This is a genomic window from Streptomyces sp. NPDC055506, from assembly GCF_053643595.1.
The window spans coordinates 33292-54214 of record NZ_JBSHKH010000036.1; the positions used below are offsets into that span (position 1 = coordinate 33292).

Sequence of the window (20923 nt, forward strand, 5' to 3'; positions counted from 1 at the left end):
GTCAGCGTCGCGGCGGGCTCAGGGCCGTCAAGTCGGCGGGCAGCAGCTCCGGGTGGTAGGTCGCCAGGGCCGCGCCGCCGAGCCACCAGCCGCGGTGGACCAGGGCCCGGCACAGGCCGGGGTCGAGGCGGTCGAAGACGGTCGGGACGAGGGCCAGGTGCCGGCCGTCGAAGGCGGGCTGTTCGGCGAAGGCCGCGCGCCAGCGGCGCAGGGCGTCCGGGCCCTCGGCCGGGAAGTCGGTGGAGAGCTGGACGAGGACTCCCCGGCGGGCACCGCGCGGCAGTTCGCCGTCCGGGCCCGCCGCCCTCGCCCCCTCGAAGCGGTCGACGACGGCCCGGGTCCGCAGCGTGGTGCTCTGCCGGTACAGCAGGGAGTTCGCCCGGGCCAGGTCGCGGACGACGGGGAAGCGCCCGTACACACCGGGCCGCAGCAGTCCTCCGGCGTTGAGGACGCACAGGAAGGTGTGGCGGTAGCGGTCCCCGTCGATGGCCTCCAGGCCGGTGTTGTCGTACGTACCGCCGTCGAGCAGCGCGGGCGGGTGGGTGGCGCACGGGAAGGGGTTCCGGTCGAGGACGACGGGCGGGAAGGCGCCGGGCACCGCCGCGGAGGCCGACACGGCCCGGCTCAGCCGCAGCCGTGTGCCGGCCGTGGGAGCCAGGCCGATGGTGTAGTCGCCGTACACATCGCGTTCGAAGGTGAAGCGGGCACCGGTGGTCAGGTTGGCCGCGTTGACGATCCAGCGCACCTGCGGGTCAAGCCGCTCCAGTTCGGCCTTCTCGAAGAACCACTCGTCCAGACGCCTGGCCAGCAGGTCCGTGCGGGTCGTGGGCCCGATGGTCCGCCACAGGCCGCGCAGGAGGGCCCGCTTGAGGGAGCGCGAGGAGATGCGGTCGACGACCGGTGCGATGACGAGTTCGTCCACGGCACGCGCGGTGAAGCCCTCCTGCCGCAGCGCGGGCCACGCCGTGGCCAGGCAGCCGTTGGCGATCGAGCCCCCGGAAACGGAGGAGGAGTAGCGCAGCCGGGACAGCAGCCCGGTGTCGGCCAGCAGCCGGACGAAGCCGAGTGCGGAGAGGGTGGCGCGGAATCCCCCGCCGGACATCGCGAGCGCGACCGGGTGGGCCGTGGGGGCCGGTTCGGCTGGGCGGAGGGTGTCACCGCAGGGACGGGCCACGAGGCCCGTGCCGACGGCGGGCGAGTCGACGAGCCATCCAGGAGGGGCGGCCGCCGTGGTCTCGGCCGGGGGCGCGGGCGGGGCTGGGGCATGCCGGGCGGAGGTCATGGCCGGTCTCCGATCGTGACGACGAGCGCTTGCTCGGCCGGCTCCCGGACGTCCACGCCGAAGGCGCGGCCCTCGCCGAGCCGGGTCAGTTCCTCCTCGGCGAACGGGATGTGGTTGGTCAGGTGGATGACGTACTCGTCGTCCGGTGCCCGGGACTCGACGAGCCAGCGCAGGGTGTCCTCGTTCGGATGGTGGTGGCGGACGCCGTCGGCGGAGACGACGTAGTGGTCGGCCCGCACCTGCTCGAAGAAGCCGGCTTCCACGTTGCGGTCGCTGCCGTGGTGCGGCAGCTTCAGCAGATCGACGTGGAGCGGTTCCGAGTCGTCGAGCAGGCCCAGTTCACGCAGCCCGGTCAGGATGTGGTCCCCGCGGGCGTCGCCGGTGAGCAGCGCGGTGCGGCCGTCGTGGCGCAGCAGCAGGACGATGCTGGAGAGGTTCGGCACCGACGAGTCGGCGTACGCCGCCGTGATGACGTCGGGGTCGCCGCGCTGTTTCGCCTTGCGCCAGCGTTCCTCCAGCTCCTCGAGCGCCGCTTCGTCGGGCGCGACGACCGTGACGTCCAGGTCGTCGAGGGTGGCCTCGGCGCCCTCGGTGAGCGGCCCGCCGAACGGGGCGTTGCCGTCCAGGTGCAGCGCGCCGGCCGCGTTGCGGATGTCGCGGCCCTGCTGGTAGCTGGCGGCGACCGCCGCGTCGGTGGCGGCGCGTTCGAGGAGCGGCTTGACGGACGCGCTCAGCCCGGGGGCGCGCTTGTCGACGAGTTCCTCCACGGAGTTGAACCACAGGGCGTCCACCGCGTAGGGCAGTGCGTCCCCGTCCTGCTGGGCCTGCCTCATGTCGCGGAAGAGCCGTACGAGTCCGCCGGCGTGGTCGTCGTCGACGTGGGAGAGGCACACGACGTCGAGGTGCGGCGGGGCGTCGCCGCCGGGCGTGCCGAGCTGCTGGAGCCGGCCGCGGAGCGTGGCCCGGTAGACACCGACGGGACCGCCGTCGACGAGCATGACCCGTTCGTCGGGTGCGCCCCAGCGGACGAGGAAGCAGTCGCCGTGCTTGGCGTCGAGGAAATCGAAGGTATACATGTCAACCTGCCTGGCTGGTGGTTCGGCCCGTCAGACGGACTGCACGGCACGCAGCACGTCGACGAGCCCATGGCCCTGGAAGTGGCGTTCGCGGGCGAGGTCGGTCGCGGTGGCGCAGAGGATCTCCTTCACGCGTTCCGGGCGGCCGAGCAGCTCCCGGTGGCGGGCGAGCAGCATGGCGGCGGCTCCACTGACATGGGCCGCCGCCTGGCTGGTCCCGTGCATGGCGGAGATGCCCTCGCCGGGGATGGGTCCGTCGATGTCCTCCCCCGGCGCCACCAGGTCGGGCTTGAGCCGCCCGTCGCCGGTGGGACCCCGGCTGGAGAAGTAGCTGACGCCGTGGCGGTGCGGGTTGCTGCGGTGGGTGGAGCCGACGGTGATGACGGAGTCCGCGTTGCCGGGGTCGGAGATGCTGATGTCCCGGTAGTCGGCACCCAGGGTGTGCGCGGTGCCGCCGGTGAACCCCGCGTTGCCGGCCGCGGTGACGACCACGACACCCGACCGGGTCAGGCGGTCGCACTCGACGCACACGGGTGTCCATCCGGTGGAGTGGCTGGCGACGTCGTGCGGGACGGACAGGCTGATGTTGACCCCGGCGACGATGAACCGCCCGGCCTGCTCGTTGATGTGACGGATCGCCTGGAGCGCGGTGACGATGGAGAACTCGTCGCCGCCGCCCTCGTCGTCGAGGACCCGGAAGTCGTAGAGCCGGATGCGCGGGCAGATGCCGCGGAAGTCCAGCTCCGGCCACCAGCCGCCGATGATGCCGGCGATATGGGTGCCGTGCTGGTCGCCGGGCGGGGGCCGGGCGGGCTGCTGTCCCGGGGCCGGAGTGGTCTCGACGGACGGCAGGGCGGCCGCCCAGTTGACGAGGCCGCCCACGAGGACGTCGGCGGTGAGCTTTTCCCGTACACCGGTGAAGTCGAAGGAGCGGGCGATGCGCGTCTCCAGTGGCTGCGGCGTCGGGCCGGTGGTGTCCCAGTCGTGGAAGGCGGGGTGCCGCGCGTCGATGCCGCTGTCGACCACCGCCCATCCGATGGTGGCGGTGTCGACCGAGAAGACCTGCTCCGCCGCGTCGGCCTTGATCGTCCGGCGGGACCGTACGACCGCGCGGGTCGCCGGCCGGTTCGTCGTCACGGAGACGATCGGGTACTTCTGCCTGCGGTCGGCCACGCGCCCGACGGGGGTGTGCGGCCCGCGCACCGGGGTGGTGTCCACGACGACGTCGTTCAGCATGTCGACGAGTACGGCGGTCACCTCCTGTTCGCGGGTGTCGCTCCGGGCGAGGTCCGGCCGCGCGTTCTCCACGACGCGGTGCAGCAGCCGCAGGAACCAGGTGAGATGGCGGCCGCGCTCCTGCCGACGCTCCATGCTGTCGTGGATCTCGCTGGTGGCCGGGGTCCTGACGTGTCCGGCGAGGGCCGCCTCGATGCCGTCCGCACCACCGGCACCGGCGAGTTCGTGGGCGACCCGCACCGCGCCGGCGAGACTGGTCAGCGGCAGCAGGTCGCTGACGAGTTCCTTCAGGGTCAGCCGCGCCGCCACGAAGCTCCCGGCGGCGATCGGACGGCACTTCTCCATCAGCCCGCGACTCTGGAACCGTTCAAGTACGCGCTCGACGCCGTACTCCTCGCGGATCGCGAGGATCAGGTCCTGGCGTCCCTCCGAGGACGGCCGCGGCGGCTGGGCGAACGCCAGCCACACGTCGAACTGGACGGGGCAGTAGGTGGCCCAGAGGACAGGTACGGGTCCCTCCCCATAGAACACCGCTGCGAGATCGGCTCGGTCCATGTGGATTCCCGGTGCGTAGCCTGTTCTCATTTTCCGCCCTGGTCATGGGCACTGCAACCGCGGGCCCGCAGGCTACGATCACCGTGCGTCCGTGGGCCCTTCACACCGACGCGGCATCACCGTCGTGGCCTTCTTCGAGAGGTAACGCCCAGAACCCCCATGCCCAGAGCCGGCCTCACCCCCGACCGCCTCGTCGCGGCCGCAGCCGACCTCGCCGACGAGGCCGGCTTCGAGCGTGTCACCCTGTCCGCGCTGGCGCGCCGCTTCGGCGTGAAGGACGCCAGCCTGTACACCCACGTCCGGAACCTCAAGGACCTCCGTACCCGCCTGGCGCTCCTCGCGGGCGGCGAGATGATCGACCGGATCGCGGCGGCGGTCGAGGGGCGGGAAGCGGGCCGGGACACCCTCGCCGCCTTCGCCGGTGCCTACCGGGCCTACGCCCTCGAGCACCCCGGCCGGTACGCGGCGACCCAGATCCCGGTCGACCAGGACCTCCTCGCCGACTCCCCCGCGATGCGCCGCACGGCCGACGTCACCTACGGCATGCTCCGCGCCTACGGCCTGGAGGAACCCGACCTCACCGACGCCGTGCGCCTGCTGCGCAGCACCTTCCACGGCTACTGCGCCCTGGAGTCCAACGGCGCCTTCGGCGCGCCCCGGGACGTACAGGCGTCCTGGGACCGGGCCATCGACGCCCTGCACGCGCTGCTCCGGAACTGGCCCCGCGAGGAGAGGAACCCCGATGATTGACACCGCCGACTCGATAGCCGAGATCTACTCGCTCGGCGTCGGCCCCTGGGCGATGACGCCCGTCACCCGGGGCGCCCTCGGCCAGATCTGGAAGCTCACCGGGAACGGCCGGTCCTGGGCCGTGAAGGAGCTCCTCTTCGGCTGCGACGAAGCCCAGGTACGACTCGAGGCCGCCTTACGGGACTCCGCGGAACGCCTCGGCATCGCCTCGCCCCGGCTCCACCCCGACCGGCACGGCGCGTACGTCACCCGCCTCGACACCCCGGGCGGCACCTCCTGGGTGAAGCTGTACGACTGGGTCGACGGCACTCGGGCGGACGCCTCCGACCCGGACGTGCTGGACTGGTTCGGCCGGACCATGGCGCTGCTGCACCAGGCCGGGGAGGGTGCCGTCGGCACCCCGGGCGACTGGTACGAGCGGTGCCCCGACGACGCCGAGTGGGAGGACGTGCTCAAGAAGGTGCGGGACGCCGGCCTGCCCTGGTCGGACGAGCTCGGCGGCTTCGTCGCCACGTCCGCGCCCCCGCTGGCCCACTGGGTCACCCCGTCGGAACCGCGCGGCCTCGTGACCTCGCACCTCGACCTCCAGCCCCAGAACGTCCTGGTCGGCCCGGACGGGCCGGTCCTCCTCGACTGGGACAACGCCGGGCCGGTCTCGGCGGAACGGGAGTTCGCCCGGGCCCTCTACGTCTGGTCGGGCGGCAATGACGTGAACATCGAATCCGCCCGGCGGCTGGCGCGGGCCTACCGCGACGCAGGAGGCCCGGCCGTCATCACGGGCCCGGAGTCGTTCTCCATGCTCTTCGCCACGGCCCTCAACTACGTCCATGTGCAGACCGATACGGCCGTCGATCCCGAAGTGACCGCTGCACAGCGCGAGTTCGCGGCCGACCAAGCCCTCACCTACCTGCGCGACATGCCGGACCTGGCCGCCGTCGCCCTGCTGGTCGCCGCGCTCGACGGCTAGAGCGTGCCTCTTTGATCGGTTGGTCAGTTGACCGGATGTGCCTACCGGTCAGACGAGCCGGCCGGCGGCCGTCACCAAGGCGGTGAGTACGCGGCGGGTCTTGTTCTCAGGGTGCTCGGAGAGGGGCACCCCGCGTTCCCGTACCGCCTCCTGGAGTTTCCGCTGCTTGCGCTCGGCCCGTGCCGTGAACGTCTTCCGGTCGTCCTCGTCCTTGGGTTTCACCCGGATCGAGACCTCCAGGAACTCCAGGCCGGTCACCGACCACACCTCCAGATCGGCCTTCAGGTCGTCGAGCGGGACGTCCTCGATCTTCGTCGACAGGACCGGCCCCAGCGCGACCAACTCGTCGAGCGGGACGGAGGGCGCACAGGCATGCAGGAACTGCTCCTGCACCGCGTCCATCGCAGCAGCGGCATCGGCTCCCTGCTCCACCGCGTTGCCCAGCGTCCCAGGCGGGCACTCGCGTACCAGAGAGGCCGCCAGCACTCTGCCGTTCTTCGACCAGTCCTCCTCGATCCGGTAGGTGAAGGGTCCCGCTTCGAAAGCGTCGGAAAACCGGCCGACCAGCTGCTTCTGGTCGCACGGACGCAGCTTGACCGTCAAATCCTCCGATGCGCCGCCCAGTCTGAAGCGTACGATCACGCCGTTGTCCAACAACGGGATCCGCCCCTCGGCGGCCCCTTGCCGGTCTTCGGCGAACCAGATCCGGCGCGATGTCAGCGCACCCCGCGAACTCCCGAGAGCCGACAGCGCACCGGGCACATCGCCCTCAACGTTGACCTTGATCTCGGCCGGAAGCAGGCCCATGACATCCCTCCTGCACGGTTCCAGAGGGGCGCAATCCTCGCGCGCTGTCCGCCTCGGGCCGTGACGCCGGGTTTCAGTGTGAGTGCGCAGTGACCTGGTCGCCCTCCCGCAGTCTGTCGTCCGGACCGTCGGGCCTTGCGGCGATCGTGAGAGCCGGCCCTCTCCGCAGCACTTCGTCGGTGAGCTCGGCACGCGAGGCACCGGGGGCCTGCATCGCAACGACGTGGTCGAAGTCCGGGGGCATGGTGACGAGGTGCGCGAGGAATCGCTCGTCACCCTTGCCGAAGGCCAGGTAGGTCAGGTCCGTCGGGCGGACGGCGTGGTGGTCGAACCGCCGGAAGTGAACGACGTGCCGCACGTCGACCGTCACCGGGTCCAGGAGCTTCGTTCCGCCGCGTTCGAAGTGGCCGCGGAACAGGGTGCCGGTGAACGACGTGCGTGCGGGTGGCCCGTCTTTGCCGACGAGCTCGGTCAGGACGAAGCGTTCGGGTCTCAGCGTGTATACGGCTGCCCCGGTCGTCCGGGCAGGTGAGAGAGGTACGCCGTCTCCTCCCCGACCACCAGCATTCCGTGGGTGGCTTTTGGATCAGCGGCCGCCATGTTACTCACCTCCGTTCGAAGCCCCCGCCTTCGGTTGAGGCAACCGGGCTTCTCAAGAACTGTCTTCAATTTTTTCACATCGCCCGAGAAGCCGCACAAAGCATCACAGAGAGCGGGAGCAGCTCCGTGTAGACCATCGGGGCGGAATCGCACCGCCGGCAGAGCCAGCCGGACGTGAAGGAAACGCTCCGTAGGGTAACCAGGCCTCCGGACACAAGAGGAGAAGGCATGGCGATCTGCATTCATCACATTACGCTGCGCCCTGAGGCGGACGAGAACGCGTTCGCTCGATTCGCCACCGAAGAACTTCTTCCTGCTGCGCGGACGTTCACGAACCGTAGGGCGGGGTTGCATGACGATCGCCATGTGATCGTCAAGGACCACACCGAAGAGCGAACCTACTTGTGGATCATCGAGTGGACCCTTCAAGGAGGCGAGAGCTCTGATTCCTTCACCGTGGCCGTCGGGCCACGACTGAAATCGAAGCTCGATGCCTTCGCTGTGCATACCTTCAAGCTCTACGCCGTCTTGGCGCGGTCCAGCCATGAATCCATCGTGACACCGACCCTCGATGTCCCCGATGAGCTCACCGATCCCGAAGGCTGGCTCGGCGAAGACAACTGGAACGTCGTGTGAGCATTCCGCCGACTGACGGCCGGTCTGGAAACGGGTGGGGGTGCGAATTGGCCGGTGGGAAAGATTGCTGAAAAGCGATGACGGTGAGGTCCGCGAGGCCGCGCTGAACACACGTCTCCGTCAACCGGGCATTCGACATGCTCGGCAAGACGCGGGATTTCTTCCAGCGGGTGTTCGCTCGGAACTCGATCGACGGTCACGGGATGCGCCTGGCCGGATACGTCCACTACGGCTACGAGTTCGCCAAAGCCTGCTGGAACGGGCGCCAGATGGTGTTCGGTGACGGGGACGGTCGTGTCCTCTCCGACCTCACGGGCTCGATCTCCGTGATGGCCCATGAACCGGGGCATGGGGTGACCGAGTACACCGCGGGGCTCGAGTATCACAACCAGTCCGGAGCCCTGAACGAGTCCATGCCGGACGTGTTCGGGGCGATGGTCGAGCAGTGGACGCTGAATCAGGAGTTCGCGGACACCGATGGCCGTGCTGGGGGCGTGGCAGGAGGTCGGCATCTCGATCACCGGGGTCTCGGCCGGGCTCGCAAGGGCGCGCCATCGCACAGCCGGCCAGAACGGGGAAGCGACCGCGGCAGTCAGAGCGCTGACGGCCCAGGTACAGGAACTGAGGCGGGACGTGGCCGCGCTCAAGGGACGTGTGAGCGCCGGCGGTTGACGTCGAGGTGTCCGGCGGCCGACGCCGGGTTCCTCTGCGTGAACAGCGAAGGCGGCAGATGGCTGAGAGGTGCCATGAGGGTCACTTTGGCGACGCACGGCGGGCTGGCGGCTCCGGTACTCGCCGGCCTCCCGCCGAACGTGGTGGACACCCACGCCCTGCCCGAGAGTGCCGCGGCCGAGTTGTCCCGGCTGGTGGCCGCGGCCGTTCCGGCGAGTGCGGCGGCTGCGGGAGACTCGGAGCCCCGCAGGCGCGCACCGGATGCCATGAGCTACTCCATCACGGTCGAGGAGGGCGAACACTCGTCCGTTCTCGTCCAGTCGGACACGGACATGCCCCCGGAGTTCGCGGCGCTGCTGCGGTGGCTCAAGGAGCATGTCGCGCGGGAGTGAGAGAAGAGTCGAGCCACGCCTCCGGACAGCCTCGCGTTGTCGTCAGCGGTGCACCAGGGCGTCGGGCGTGATGCCCTCGTAGCCCCGCAGCGCGCCCGGTTCCGGCTGGTTCTCGTACCCGGCGATGCGCGCGACGGAGTCGATGCGGTTGACGGCCCCTCGCAGGTGCGCGGCCCCGCCCAGGGCCACGTACATTCCGACCTCGGGGTGGAGAAGGGTGGCGGCCACGTCGTTGTCCGTGCGGGACTGGGGGTAGTTCACCCATATGTCAGCGGTCGCTCTCGCCCCGACAGGAACCGCGCCTTGGGCCCACAGGAGTTCGACCTCGACGAGGTGACGACCCGGTGCGGAGAAGGCGAATCCGTCCGAGTCCCAGTACACCCTGGCCTCGGCTCCCCGGTCGCTGTTCGCCTCCAGGGGCTTCAGCGCCACGTGGTCCGTACGGATCACCATCGACCGCAGTGTCTTCTGCCGCCCCTGGGGGTCGGTGATCCTGATGAACGCGTGCTGTGCCTCGATACCGAGGTCGGAGGGCACGGGGATGGGTAGGGGCGTCCGGTTGGACAGCGTCCACGAGAGGCGCAGCGGTTCGCCCAGGTCGATCTTGTCGTGCTCCACCTCCAGCTTCAGGTGGAGTTCGTCGGGGCTGAAGAAGAGCCGGTCCGGGGAAGGGACGCTCGTGCTGTGCCCTGAGCCGAAGGTCAGCCCACCGGGGCGTACGGCCACGTCCGGCCAGTGGATCAGGTGGTGCCGGACGTGTTCGTTGAACGCCAGGACGATGTCCGTGGGAAAGACTCCGGGAGGGCCGCCCAGCACGTTCGCGACACTGGGCGTCGTCGTCATGATGGAGTTGTCGGCACCGCCCTCCTGCTCCTGGTGAACCTGGTTGAAGCCATGCCCCAGTTCATGGCAGGCGCTCCGCAGGAACGCCCGCGACACGTCACGCTGCCGCTGGTCCGCCGCGGAACCGAAGAAGGGGGACTCGGTCGAGGGGTAGCCGTCGTCGCAGAAGCTGGCCACGCCCTCTCTCGGCACATCGACCGTGTCGTACATGACGCCACGGCCGCAGCCGATTCGCGCGGGTACGACGACGAGGTGCAACCGCCATTCCCTGTCGAGGTCGGTCGTCGGCTTGCGCACCGCCCGCATGAGCTGGTGCAGGTCGGCATGGCTCCAGCAGGTCGTACTGGTGACGCCTTCGGGCACGGGAATTTCGATCTGGTCGTACTCGACCGTCACGTCCCAGTTGGCGGAGGCGAACACGGTGCGGATGTCCTCCGTTCCGGTGCCGGACGCGTCGGGCGTCGGCTGGGGCGCGACCGCACCGGTCAGGGTGTCCACCTCCACCGTGGCACGCCGGAAGTGGGGAGAGAGCCACCGCAGGGTGACGGTCGCCCGGGGCGTCCCCGCCTCCATCAGACTCCCCTCGAACGTGGGCCCGCCGAGGATCGGAGGGGTGGGCACGGGGTGCAGCACGATCGTGAACGTACGGCTGGGGCCGGCCGGGAACGTGCCGTTGAACGAGCCCGGCGAGGGCTGGGTGTAGAAGTACTCCTCGACGGTGAGTGTCATCAGGTGAGGTCCGGGCGGGAGCGGCGGACTCTGCCGGATCCCGGTCACCTTCAGGTAGGAGTAGTACTTGTTCCTCGGGTGGACGGGTATCTCGGGGCGCCCCAGTGCCGTGGGGTCGAGGCCGGCGAGGACCGCCGGTGAGCGGCCCGCCTCGGCCGCTCCCGCGTGCCCGTTGGCCTGCAGCGCAGGTGGGAGGTTGAGAAAGCGGTAGAGGTCCCCGCTCGCAGTGGTGCTGCTGCCTCTCCGCTCCACCCGCAGGGTTCCCGAATACGACACCAGCGCGGGCGTGGGGCGGATGGTCAGCTGGTAGCAGCCCTGCTTCAGGCCGAGGCCGGGGGCCGCAAACGGAGGGAAGGGAGTAGCCTCGGGATCGTTGTCACGGCCGTGGATCTCGGCGGTGGGCCGTTCCCGTACCGGCGTCCCTTCCCCTGAGCCCGGGTTCTCGCCCGTCTCGACGGGCTCCGCCAAGGGCAGCGCGCCCGTACCGGCGGCGACGGGCGGCGGTGCGAACTCCATGCCGGACGGACGCGGGTGGTCCGAGGCGATCCTGTCGTACATGCTTGCTCCCTCGACTACGTCTTCGATCACGCATCTCTGTCGGTCAGCCGTCCGTCATCGTCCGGACAACCGTTGGCCGCAGCGCCTCGTACCGTTCTGGGAGTCCAGCCAGCAGCCAGCGTTCCAGCGTCCTCGCGGAGTCGGCGAGGACGCTGCCACCGGTGGCGACCAGACCACCGAAGATCCGGTAGGTCCGGTCGCCGTCCATGACCACGAAGCCTCGGTAGCCCAGGCCGGGCTGCGTGGCCGCGGGGGCCGCCGCCGGTCCGAGGCCGGCCATCAGCCGGTGGAAGGTCGTCCTGGCCTCGTCGTCCAGCCGCCAGCGCGGGTTGGGGCGGCCGCTGAACACGTCCAGCTCGACGATCACATCGGTCTCCGTGGCTCCGAGATCCCGTACGCGGGCAGCTCAGTTGATGACCACGGACTTGCCTGCGTAGAAGTAGCCGCAGAAGTCGGTGTAGCCGCCGCGGTCGCAGGTCTCGGGGTTGGTGATGAGCGCGCCGCGGTTGTCGTAGTTGCGGGCTTCGGTGCTTCCGGGCTTGTGCCCCCAGAAGTCACCCTTCTGCTCCCGGTACCAGTGGTAGTCCCAGCCGGGCCAGACAGCCAGTGCCATCAGCCGGCGCGGTTTCTCCGAGTCCGGCAGACAGTGGTACCGGTGCACCAGCCCGTCGGCGAGGGCGGCCTTGGTGACGCTGGCGCAGGCCATGTTGCTGGTCTGGGCTCCGTGTGCCCGGCCGGGCTGGGCGAAGGTGTCGGTGCGGTGGTTGCGGGCGTAGTTGTAGCAGTTGTTGCGGGGCCGCACCTCCGGTCGGTTCCAGAAGTCCGGGTTGAACTGGCTCACCTCGTACCAGCAGGTCTCCGCGGCCTCCCGCTCCTGGATGCTGGACCTCTCCGGGGGCTGCGGAGGAGCCTGCATGCCGCGGTTCCAGGCGGGCGGGTCCTCGAAGAAGGTGTCGAGCTGCTCCAGGACGAAGTCCCGGGTCTGCGTGTCGACCGGGGTCAGAGCGTGCTCGACCAGCGTGACATCGCCGTACTGGGGCATGTCGGCGATGAGCCGGCGGGCCAGCTCCCCGGAACTCGAGGGGTCGGCCGCCGCGATGGTGCCGAGCGCGAAGCTCTGCGGCAGCCGCTCGGGCCAGGCGGTCATGTCGTCGGACGCCGAGGTGACCACCACCTCCCGGTAGCCGAGACCGTCGTACCCGGCGCCGGGCAGCCCGATCGTGTCGCCCGCCGCTCGGGCGACGGTTTCCAGCAGGGTTCCAGCGGCGTCCTCATCGGTGACGACCCAGGTGGGGTTGGGTCGGCCGGAGAAGATCTGAACGGTGACGCGAAGCATGACGCTGACCTCCGATGCGGGTGGCGATGCTGGGCCTGTATCGGCACAAACCGCCGCAGGCCCCTTGGTCCGAGTGTCACGCCGGCTGGTCCGGCTGACGCGCGGGGAGGACCGTCAGAGGTCCGTTCGGGTGTCGACGAGGGGGACGGAGAGATCGCAGCGACCCCAAAGCCATGGCCGACGTCACCGAACGTGACATCGGCTCGGCGGCACGTCCACCGTCAGTCTCCGTATCTGCTTCAACAGTCGTACGTTGAACGGAAATTCGTGTAGGTCCCGAGACGGAGGAGCGCGTGGACGACGCTCCCTTGCGTGAACAGCCCGTTGCCGCCCGGGCTGTTGGCCGCTTCACTTGCTCCGGCACGCCTTGCTGTATTGACCCGCAGGGCCACCTCGTCGTACGACGGCGTCATGCCCTGCGGTGATCGTCCCGCCCGGATGTCCGCCACCGCCTCCAGCGCCGCGCCCAGTGCCCTCCGGTACAGCAGTGAGCCGAGGCTGATCCGGCGGACGCCGGCATCGGCGAGGTGCGGGACGGGCGGGCCGCCGGGCGTGTAGAGGACGTTGAGGGGGACGTCCACGTGGCGCACCAGGGCGGCGATCCGCCGTAGGTCGGTGAGGCCGGGGACGAACACGCCGTCCGCGCCCGCCTCCCGGTAGGCGTCGAGGCGGTTGAGGGTGTCCGCGGTGTCGCCGTCGCCGAGCCAGTGGGTGTCCGTGCGGGCGTTGACGAAGAGGGCGGGTGCCGCCTCCTTGACCGCGGCGATTTTCGCCGCGTGCCGGGCGACCGGTCCGAGGCCGTCCTCCAGGTTGATGCCGACCGCTCCCACGGCGTGCAGCTCGCGCGCGAACTCCGCCACCTCGTCCGGGTCGTCGCTGAAGCCGCCCTCCGCGTCGACCGACAGCTGGAACGGTTCGGATCCCAGGGCGAACGCGAGCCTGAGCGTCTCCTCACGGGTCGCCGCCACACCGTCGGGCAGTCCGGCGACCGCGGCGACACCCAGGCTCGTCGTCGCGATCGCCCGGAAGCCCTGCCCGGCGAGGGCCCGGGCCGAGGCGTGGTCCCAGGCGTTGGGCAGCAGGAGGGGCTCGTCTTCGTGGTGGAGGTCGGCGAAGGCAGACATGGCGCCACGCTAGGCGCGGATCTTTTCGGCGCGGACCGAAACATGGCCTCCGAGTGCGCGGCAAGCTTCCCCGCCGCCACGACCCTGAGGATCGCCCGCCTCAAGCCGTGACGTCCACTCCCGACTCGGTCAGCAGGACCCGTGCCACGCCGCCGTCGCTCCAGCGGACCTCCAGTGCTCCGCCATCGTCCGCGCGTACGGAGACCGACTCCTCCAGCGGGGCCGGGTCCGGCTCGGCCGTCAGCCGGGCCAGGGCGACGAACAGGGTGGCGGTCTCGCCCACGACTCCGGTCAAGGAGTCCGTGAGCCCGATCGCCGGTACGAGTTCGGCCCGCAGGCCCTCCCCGGCCGGCCAGCCGGTCACCCGGACCGGCGTCCCGGGCTCCGCGCCCGTCACCAGATGCGCCCGCACCTCCGCGGCCCCGCGCGCCAGCACGGCACTCGTCACCCGCGCCCCTCCGCCCGCCGTATGCCGGGAGGCCACCCAGCCCTCGCCGACGCCCAGCGGTTCGATGCCGGTGCGGCTCGGGTCGTCGCCGACGATCACGCTGTTGTCGCCCACGGAGGGTGAGGAATCCGGGGCCGTCACCGTCGAGTACGCCAGCCGCGTGTAGTACGGGTCGTAGCGGACGTCCTCGCTGCCGTGGTTGTGGAGACGGACCACGCCGTCCGAACGGGTCGACTGGAGCAGCCAGTTGGGCGGTCCGACGGGGGTGACGGCGTCCGCGCGTTCGGCCGGGCCGGGTTCCTCCGGCGCCGTCCACACCTCGTGGTCCGCCGGGAGGAGCAAGCCGAGGAAGCCCTTGCTCGCCCAGTACGGGGAGGCCGGGCCCGAGTAGCCCTGGAGGACGGAGGCGTCGGGGCCGTGCCAGCCCAGGGAGAGCAGGCCCTTGTCGTCCACCGCGCCCCGGTCGAGGAAGTACCGCAGCGCTCCCGAGGCCAGGCGCCTGGTCTCCCCCGGGGGCAGCGGCGTACGGCCGGTCAGCGCGCCCAGCCACAGGGGGGCCGTCGTCGCGAAGCGGTACGTCAGGGAACGCCCCTGGCGCATTGGGGCGCCGTCGCCGCCGAACAGCCGGGCGTAGTCGGCGAGGTGGCGCGAGAGCCGGTCGCCGTACAGGTCCAGCAGGCGCTCGTCGCCTTCCAGCCAGGCGTGCAGCACCGGGTAGAGGTGCATGGCCCAGCCGTTGTAGTAGTCGAACTTGCGGCCGTCGCCGTCGGTGTACCAGCCGTCGCCCACGTACCACTGCTCGATGCGTTCCAGGCCTCGGTCGATCGCCGCGCGGGAGGCGTCCGGCTCGTGGCCGGCCTCGGCCAGGAAGCCGCCCACCGTGACGGGGAACAGTTCCCAGTTGCAGGGCCAGGCCTCGGCGGTGAGCGCGTCGCCGAGCCAGGCGGCCGTCCGCTGCCGTACGCCGTCGTCCAGCCGGTCCCACAGCAGCTCCCGCGTCAGGCGCAGGGCCAGCGCGATCGACGCCGCCTCCACCAGGGGCTGGCCGCGGTCCTCGATACGGGGCCAGACGCCCGAGACACCGGCGGCGAGGCCGGTGGCATAGCGCTCCAGGGCCTTTTCGTCGCGGCGGAAGGCGGCCAGCAGCAGGGTGCGGGCGTAGCCCTCCAGGCCGTCGGAGAGGCGGCCCGACCAGCTGGTCCGGTCGCCGGGCAGGTGGTACAGCGCGCGGTCCTCGGTGGCGTACGGCTCGACGGCGGTGAGCAGGGCGTCGGCCGCCGCCTCCCAGTGGGCGCGGGTGTAGCCGGTGAACGGAGACGTCGTGCCGTCGGCCGGAGGCAGGTGCATCGGTTCTCTTTCGTGTCTCTTTCGCGCGCGGGTTCGTGCTCAGACGCTTGGATCGGCCCGAACAGGCCGGACCCGGAGAGGCCGGAACAGGTCGGACCTGGAGCGCCCCGGTTCCGGTCGGGGCGCCCCAGGGGCTCTATCCCACCCGCACCTTGCCCTTCGGCACCAGTCGCTGGGTGACGAGTTCGTCGCGGACCAGGCCCGCGTAGGCCGTGGCACCGCGCACGGAGGTGTGCGTGTTGTCCCGCGCCTCGTTGTAGAGGTACAGCGCCTTCGAGCCCTCCACGCCCAAAGATTCCACGAGCGCCTTCGTCTTCGCGGTGAGGTCGATCAGCGGGATGTTCCGCGCGGCGGCGACGGAGCGAGTGACCGCGGGGTGGTCGACACCGAGGCCGTTGACCAGGAGCGCGGTTCCGTTGTTCAGCGTGCCGTCCGGGTTGAACCAGCGTCGCACGATGGGAGTGACAAGGACCGGCTGTCCGCCCCGCGCCCGGACGCCTTCCACCAGGGTCTCCAGGTTGGCCCGGTAGGTGGCCTCGTCCGTGGTCTTGTCGTTGTGGGCGAGCTGGACCAGGACCAGATCGCCGGGGCGGATCAGGGGCCGTACGGTGGCCCACAGTCGCGGGTTCCCGAGATACGAGACCGTACTCTCGCCGGAATCGGCGTAGTTGGCGACGGACACGCCCTCGCGGAGGTACTGGGGCAGCTGCTGGCCCCAGCCGGAGTAGGGGGCGCCGGGCTGGTCGCAGACGGTGGAGTCGCCGACGAGGAAGATCTGGCGGGTGTGCCGGGCGGGGGTGACCCTGATGTCGGCGAGGGCGGGGGCGGAACCGCCGATCCGCAGGTCGAGGCCGGGGGTGCCCTCGGGGCCGGTGGGCTCGCCCTCCGGGGTGCGGACGTTCACGGTGAAGCTACGGGTGATCCGGTCACCCGCCGGTGCGGCCGTCTCGGGGAGCAGGGCACGGCGGGTCTCGCCGCTGACGCTGGTGGCGGACGCGGATCCTCCCCCGAGCACTACCCGCACGTCGTACGTGCCCGGAGGGACATCGAAGTGGCAGGTGTCCGCGGCGCACTGTGCGAGGCCGGTATGGGCCTGTGCCGGTACGGACGGCAACGCGCTCCCCAGAGCCACCGCCGCCGCGACGGCGATGCTGAAACGTCTCACTCGGTGCTCCTCCCAGCGGACGACAAGACCTGGAGGTGGACCGTACCGCCCCGGACAAGCGCTTTCCAGGCCTCGAGCAGCATTCACGGGATGGACAACTTCACATGACCGAAAGCCCTTTCGCGAAATCGATTCAACTGTCACCCTCACTCCCACCCGAACTCCCCCCACCTCCCGAGGAGGCCCCCCATGTCCGGATCCGCGAACAGACCGGTCGGCCGCCGCGCCTTCGTCCTCGCCGCCGGCGCCGCCGCGGGCACGGCCCTCACCGGCACGGCTCACGCCGCCGCCTTCGGCTACAGCGACGACGGCTCGAACTACGTCGTCGACACCGGCGCCCAGCTGGTCTTCAAGGTCAGCAAGTCGACCGGCGACCTGACCTCGCTGGTCTACCGGGGCACGGAGTACCAGGGCTACGGCGGCATGAACTCGCACATCGAGTCCGGGCTCGGCGCCTCCACCGTCGGCATCAGGCAGTCCGGCTCGACGATCCTCGTCTCCGTCACGCACGGCACGCTGAAGCACTACTACGCGGCCCGCAGCGGCGAGAACAACGTGTACCTGTGGACCAACAAGGCCGACACGTCCGTCTCCGCGACCCGGTACATCGTGCGCGTGAAGAAGGGCGCGTTCCTCAACGACGAGCCCGACTCGTACACCTACGCACCGACCACCATCGAGGCCTCGGACGTCTTCAGGAAGTCCGACGGGCAGACCCGGTCGAAGCACTACTCCAAGCGGCGCGTCATGGACTACGACTACCTCGGCTGGTCCGCCGGCGGGGTCGGCCTGTGGATCGTGCGCAGCAACCACGAGAAGGCCTCCGGCGGACCGTTCTACCGCTCCTTGCTGCGCCATCAGAGCGCGGACGGCGGCGGCCTGTACGAGATCCTGTACTACGGCCAGAACCAGACCGAGGCCCAGCGCTTCGGTCTCCAGGGCCCTTACGTCATCGCCTTCACGGACGGCGGGGCTCCCTCCTCGGCACTCTTCCCGGGCACGCTGACCACCCCGTGGGCCGACGCGCTCGGCATCGCCGGGTACGTGCCGGCGAGCGGCCGGGGCAAGGTGGCGGGCGTCGGGATCTCCGGCCGGAACACGGCCTACCCGTACACCGTCGGGCTGGCCAACGCGGCGGCGCAGTACTGGGGTTCGGCGCGTTCCTCGGACGGTTACTTCTCCATCGCGGGCGTGTTGCCGGGGACGTACACGCTGACCGTCTTCAAGGGCGAGCTGGCGGTGTACACGACCTCGGTGAGCGTGTCGGCGGGCGGGACGACCACCCTGAACACGATCGCCCTGCCGTCCTCGAACGACCCGGCGGGCGCGAGCGCGATCTGGCGGATCGGCGACTGGAACGGCACGCCGGGCGGGTTCAAGAACGCGGACCTGATGACGTACGCGCATCCGTCGGACGTACGGGCCGCTTCCTGGACCGGGAACGTGGTGATCGGCAGCGGCGGGGAGACGGCGGCCTTCCCCTGCTACCTCTGGAAGGACGTCAACAGCGGCATCCTCGTGTACTTCAGGCTGACCGCCGCGCAGGCCGCCGCCGCGCACACCCTGCGCATCGGCGTGACGACGGCGTACGCGAACGGCCGGCCCCAGGTCACCGTCAACGACAGCTGGACCTCGGCGGTCCCCTCTCCGCCCACCCAGCCGAACACCCGGTCGCTGACCAACGGTTCGTACCGTGGCAACAACCACACGTTCACGTACAACGTCCCGGCGTCCGCCTGGAAGACGGACACGAGTCAGTACAACGTGCTCAGGATCGACGTGGTGAGCGGGTCGGGGGCGGCCGGTTTCCTCAGCGCGGGGACGGCGATCGACGCAATCGATCTGCTGGCCTAGGAGCCGTCGGGGGTTGTCATGTCCCGCGCGTCCACTGCTGGTTGGTTCCTCCGTTGCACGTGTATGTGATGAGGGCGGCGGAGTTGGCGGTGGACGCGCCGTTCACGTCCAGGCACTCGCCGGTGGCGCGCGACTTGACGTTCACGTACGAGCCGGTGGTGGTCAGCGACCACTGCTGGCTCGTCGCGGAGGAGCAGTTCTCCTGTGTGACCGTGCTCGCGTTCTCCTGCACGCACAGGGAGCTGTTCCTGACCAGCAACTGGTAGTAACCGCTTCCGACGGCCTTGAACCAGTACCTCTGGTTGGTGCCGCCGTTGCAGTCGTACTGCTTGAGTTGGACACCGGCCCAGAGCGACTGGCTCGTGACGTCCGCGCATTTGGAGGAGTGGCGGGCGATGAGGGTGTTGTACGTGGCGCTGGTGCCCGAGACGGTCCCGGCGGCCGTGTCGACGGTGACCTCGGGCGACCAGGACATGGACATGGTGGTCGAGTTGGAGAAGGTCAGCGGCAGCCACACGTACCGCGAGTCGTTGACGGTCCCGCCGAAGGAGTTGCCCCAGCGGTCGCCGAGGTAGAGGTACGAGGTGCCCGAGGTGCCCTGCACGGGCAGGACGAACGCGGTCTGCGAGCCGTAGGTCGTCGAGTCGCCGACGTTCTTCATGGCCGACCAGGGTCCGGCGATGCTCGTGGCAGTGGCGTACTGCTGCTGGTTGGGGTTCCAGCCCGTGGCGCCCGAGGTCAGCATGAAGTACACGCCGTTCCGCTTGAACAGGGCGGGGGCCTCGCGGTGACCGCCGGGCCAGGGGTTGGCGACCAGGCTCGCGATGCCGGTGTAGTCGGCGGTGAGGCGGTAGATCTGGAGGTCGTAGTTCTCCCGCGCGGCGGAGATCATGTACCCGGCGCCGTCGGTGTCGACGAAGACCGTGATGTCCCGGGACATGTGCTGGCCGAGCGGCCGGAAGCTGCCCTTCCAGGTGTAGTTCCCGTCGACGGTGTCGGAGACGGCGACGGCCGCGCGGGCCTCGCTGTAGTCGGTGCCGTTCTCCTTGTGCATCCACATCACGAACTTGCCGGTGGACGCGTTGTACATGACCTTGGGCCGCTCGATGTTGGCGGTCGCCAGCTCCGGGTCACTGGCCTCGGTCAGGACGTGGTTGCGGAACTCCCAGTTCTTCAGGTCGGTGGAGCGGTAGGCGTCGACGTACCGGAAGGTGTTGTCGGCGTTGCGGTGCTCACCGAACCAGTAGTAGTAGGAACCGACCTTGAGGACTCCGCCGCCGTGCGCGTGGACGGGGTTGCCGGAGGTGTCCGTGAACTGGGTTCCGTTGGTGATGGTCTGGGGCGCGGCCTGGGCGGGTCCGGCGGTGGCGAGGGCGCCGAACATCCCCAGGCACAGGGCGAGGAGGATGGCGTAAGCACGTCTCATCTCACTCACCTGCCGTGGCCGTGTCGGCGACCGGGACGCCGAAGTCCGGGGTGCCGTCCGCCTTCCAGCCGAGCTTCTGGACGCGGGTGTGGCGGTTGGGGTCGTTCAGCGGGTCGCCGTTGATCTCCTTGTACTGGCGGGCGTGGTACACGAGGACGTCGGTCCGGCCGTCCTCGGCGACCGTGAAGCAGTTGTGGCCGGGGCCGTACTGCTTGGTGGTGTCGTTGCTGGTGAAGACCGGGGTCGGCGACTTGGACCAGCTGATCGGGTCCAGGAGGTGGCTGTCCGCGTCGGCCGTCAGCAGGCCCATGCAGTAGTTGAAGTCGGTGGCGCTGGCCGAGTACGTCATGAAGAGGCGGCCGTTGCGCTTCAGCACGTAGGGGCCTTCGTTGACCTTGAAGCCGATGCGCTCCCAGTCGTACTCCGGGGTGGAGAGCCGCACCTGCGGGCCCTTCAGGGTCCAGGGGTTCGCCATCTCGGAGAGGAAGATGCCGGTGTTGTTGTCCATGCCGGGCTCGTGCTGCGCCCAGGCGAGGTAGCGCTTGCCCCGGTGGGTGAAGGTGGTGGCGTCCAGGGAGAAGGTCTCCCAGGCCGTCTTGACCTGGCCCTTCTCCACCCAGGTGCCCTTGAAGGGGTTGGGGTGGGCGTTCTCCAGCACCCAGATGCGGATGGCCCAGACGTCCTCGGCGGGCGCGGAGGCGAAGTAGATGTACCACTTGCCGCCGATGCGGTGCAGTTCGGGCGCCCAGATGTGCGCGCCCATGTTCCCGGTCGGGTGGGCACGCCAGATGACGGACTCGGCGGCCGTGCCGAGGCCGTTAAGGGTGCGGGAGCGGCGCAGGATGATGCGGTCGTACTCGGGGGCGGTGGCGGTGAAGTAGTAGAAGCCGTCCTTGTGCCGGTGGATGTGCGGATCGGCGCGGTTGCGGACGAGCGGGTTCACGAAGGGGGCCGGCTTGGGGTGCCCGGCCGGGGCGGCCTGTGCCACGCCGGGAACGGCGGGAACGGCGGCCAGGGCGCCGGCGGCTGCGGCACCTTTCAGCAGCAGTCTGCGGCTGGGGGATTCGGGCAGAGCGTGGTCGCGGTCGCGGCTCATGCGGGGGGCTGCCTCTCACTGGCG

General features: G+C 70.2%; 18 protein-coding genes and 1 pseudogene. 6 read left to right on the forward strand and 13 right to left on the reverse strand.

All coding sequences use genetic code 11. The features are described from left to right. Window position 1: 1 nt before the first annotated feature. Genes ACWIF2_RS16400 through ACWIF2_RS16410 form a run of 3 tightly spaced genes read right to left on the reverse strand, consistent with a single transcriptional unit; the run spans window position 2 to window position 4149 of the window. Window positions 2-1282 carry a patatin-like phospholipase family protein gene (locus ACWIF2_RS16400; RefSeq protein ID WP_454361064.1) on the reverse strand — a complete coding sequence of 427 codons (1281 nt, stop codon included), beginning with the start codon at window positions 1280-1282 and terminating at the stop codon, window positions 2-4. Beyond that, complete coding sequence (locus ACWIF2_RS16405) at window positions 1279-2358, reverse strand: ComEC/Rec2 family competence protein (protein ID WP_454361065.1); 1080 nt, start codon at window positions 2356-2358, stop codon at window positions 1279-1281. Before ACWIF2_RS16405 ends, ACWIF2_RS16400 begins: the two co-directional genes overlap by 4 nt. A gap of 30 nt (window positions 2359-2388) precedes the next feature. Next, on the reverse strand, window positions 2389-4149 hold the full coding sequence (locus tag ACWIF2_RS16410; protein WP_454361066.1) for a S8 family serine peptidase: 1761 nt from the start codon (window positions 4147-4149) through the stop codon (window positions 2389-2391). 159 nt (window positions 4150-4308) lie between these two features. On the opposite strand from ACWIF2_RS16410, the gene ACWIF2_RS16415 reads away from it, so the two are divergent. Further along, complete coding sequence (locus tag ACWIF2_RS16415) at window positions 4309-4899, forward strand: TetR/AcrR family transcriptional regulator (protein WP_454361067.1); 591 nt, start codon at window positions 4309-4311, stop codon at window positions 4897-4899. Then, a complete protein-coding gene (locus ACWIF2_RS16420; protein ID WP_454361068.1) occupies window positions 4892-5866 on the forward strand; it encodes a phosphotransferase enzyme family protein in 975 nt (324 codons plus the stop codon). Before ACWIF2_RS16415 ends, ACWIF2_RS16420 begins: the two co-directional genes overlap by 8 nt. A gap of 48 nt (window positions 5867-5914) precedes the next feature. Here ACWIF2_RS16420 and ACWIF2_RS16425 read toward each other — a convergent pair whose 3' ends face one another. After that, window positions 5915-6673 (reverse strand): hypothetical protein, encoded by a 759-nt coding sequence (locus tag ACWIF2_RS16425; protein ID WP_454361069.1) that lies wholly within the window; start codon window positions 6671-6673, stop codon window positions 5915-5917. A 73-nt stretch (window positions 6674-6746) separates the two neighbouring features. Further along, window positions 6747-7043: a hypothetical protein gene (locus ACWIF2_RS16430; protein ID WP_454361070.1), complete on the reverse strand. Its 297-nt coding sequence runs from the start codon at window positions 7041-7043 to the stop codon at window positions 6747-6749. A gap of 458 nt (window positions 7044-7501) precedes the next feature. On the opposite strand from ACWIF2_RS16430, the gene ACWIF2_RS16435 reads away from it, so the two are divergent. The 3 genes and pseudogenes from ACWIF2_RS16435 to ACWIF2_RS16445 all read left to right on the forward strand — a co-directional run bounded on the left by ACWIF2_RS16435 (window position 7502) and on the right by ACWIF2_RS16445 (window position 8973). After that, the gene (locus tag ACWIF2_RS16435; RefSeq protein WP_454361071.1) at window positions 7502-7909 is read left to right on the forward strand and encodes a hypothetical protein; all 408 of its coding nucleotides are present in this window, start codon (window positions 7502-7504) and stop codon (window positions 7907-7909) included. 137 nt (window positions 7910-8046) lie between these two features. After that, window positions 8047-8343: pseudogene (locus tag ACWIF2_RS16440) on the forward strand (M4 family metallopeptidase); the annotation flags it as partial. A gap of 312 nt (window positions 8344-8655) precedes the next feature. Then, a complete protein-coding gene (locus tag ACWIF2_RS16445; RefSeq protein WP_454361091.1) occupies window positions 8656-8973 on the forward strand; it encodes a protealysin inhibitor emfourin in 318 nt (105 codons plus the stop codon). A gap of 42 nt (window positions 8974-9015) precedes the next feature. Here ACWIF2_RS16445 and ACWIF2_RS16450 read toward each other — a convergent pair whose 3' ends face one another. The 6 genes from ACWIF2_RS16450 to ACWIF2_RS16475 form a co-directional block, all read right to left on the reverse strand. Then, the gene (locus ACWIF2_RS16450; RefSeq protein ID WP_454361072.1) at window positions 9016-11103 is read right to left on the reverse strand and encodes a hypothetical protein; all 2088 of its coding nucleotides are present in this window, start codon (window positions 11101-11103) and stop codon (window positions 9016-9018) included. A 43-nt stretch (window positions 11104-11146) separates the two neighbouring features. Continuing rightward, the gene (locus ACWIF2_RS16455; protein ID WP_454361073.1) at window positions 11147-11470 is read right to left on the reverse strand and encodes a hypothetical protein; all 324 of its coding nucleotides are present in this window, start codon (window positions 11468-11470) and stop codon (window positions 11147-11149) included. Between the two features lie 39 nt (window positions 11471-11509). Next, window positions 11510-12439, reverse strand: a complete 930-nt coding sequence (locus ACWIF2_RS16460; RefSeq protein WP_454361074.1) for a hypothetical protein — start codon at window positions 12437-12439, stop codon at window positions 11510-11512. Between the two features lie 239 nt (window positions 12440-12678). Beyond that, window positions 12679-13563: an isocitrate lyase/PEP mutase family protein gene (locus tag ACWIF2_RS16465; RefSeq protein ID WP_454361075.1), complete on the reverse strand. Its 885-nt coding sequence runs from the start codon at window positions 13561-13563 to the stop codon at window positions 12679-12681. Between the two features lie 100 nt (window positions 13564-13663). Further along, window positions 13664-15358 carry a DUF2264 domain-containing protein gene (locus tag ACWIF2_RS16470; RefSeq protein WP_454361076.1) on the reverse strand — a complete coding sequence of 565 codons (1695 nt, stop codon included), beginning with the start codon at window positions 15356-15358 and terminating at the stop codon, window positions 13664-13666. 136 nt (window positions 15359-15494) lie between these two features. Then, on the reverse strand, window positions 15495-16523 hold the full coding sequence (locus ACWIF2_RS16475; RefSeq protein ID WP_454361077.1) for a rhamnogalacturonan acetylesterase: 1029 nt from the start codon (window positions 16521-16523) through the stop codon (window positions 15495-15497). A gap of 189 nt (window positions 16524-16712) precedes the next feature. Here ACWIF2_RS16475 and ACWIF2_RS16480 point away from each other — a divergent pair, with 189 nt between their 5' ends. Beyond that, complete coding sequence (locus ACWIF2_RS16480; protein WP_454361078.1) at window positions 16713-18377, forward strand: rhamnogalacturonan lyase B N-terminal domain-containing protein; 1665 nt, start codon at window positions 16713-16715, stop codon at window positions 18375-18377. 16 nt (window positions 18378-18393) lie between these two features. Here ACWIF2_RS16480 and ACWIF2_RS16485 read toward each other — a convergent pair whose 3' ends face one another. Together ACWIF2_RS16485 and ACWIF2_RS16490 are read right to left on the reverse strand one after the other, a co-directional pair. Next, window positions 18394-19803, reverse strand: a complete 1410-nt coding sequence (locus ACWIF2_RS16485; protein WP_454361079.1) for a family 43 glycosylhydrolase — start codon at window positions 19801-19803, stop codon at window positions 18394-18396. A gap of 1 nt (window position 19804) precedes the next feature. Continuing rightward, entirely contained in the window at window positions 19805-20899 is a 1095-nt protein-coding gene (locus ACWIF2_RS16490; protein WP_454361080.1) for a glycoside hydrolase family 43 protein, read from the reverse strand. Between the last annotated feature and the right edge of the window lie 24 nt (window positions 20900-20923).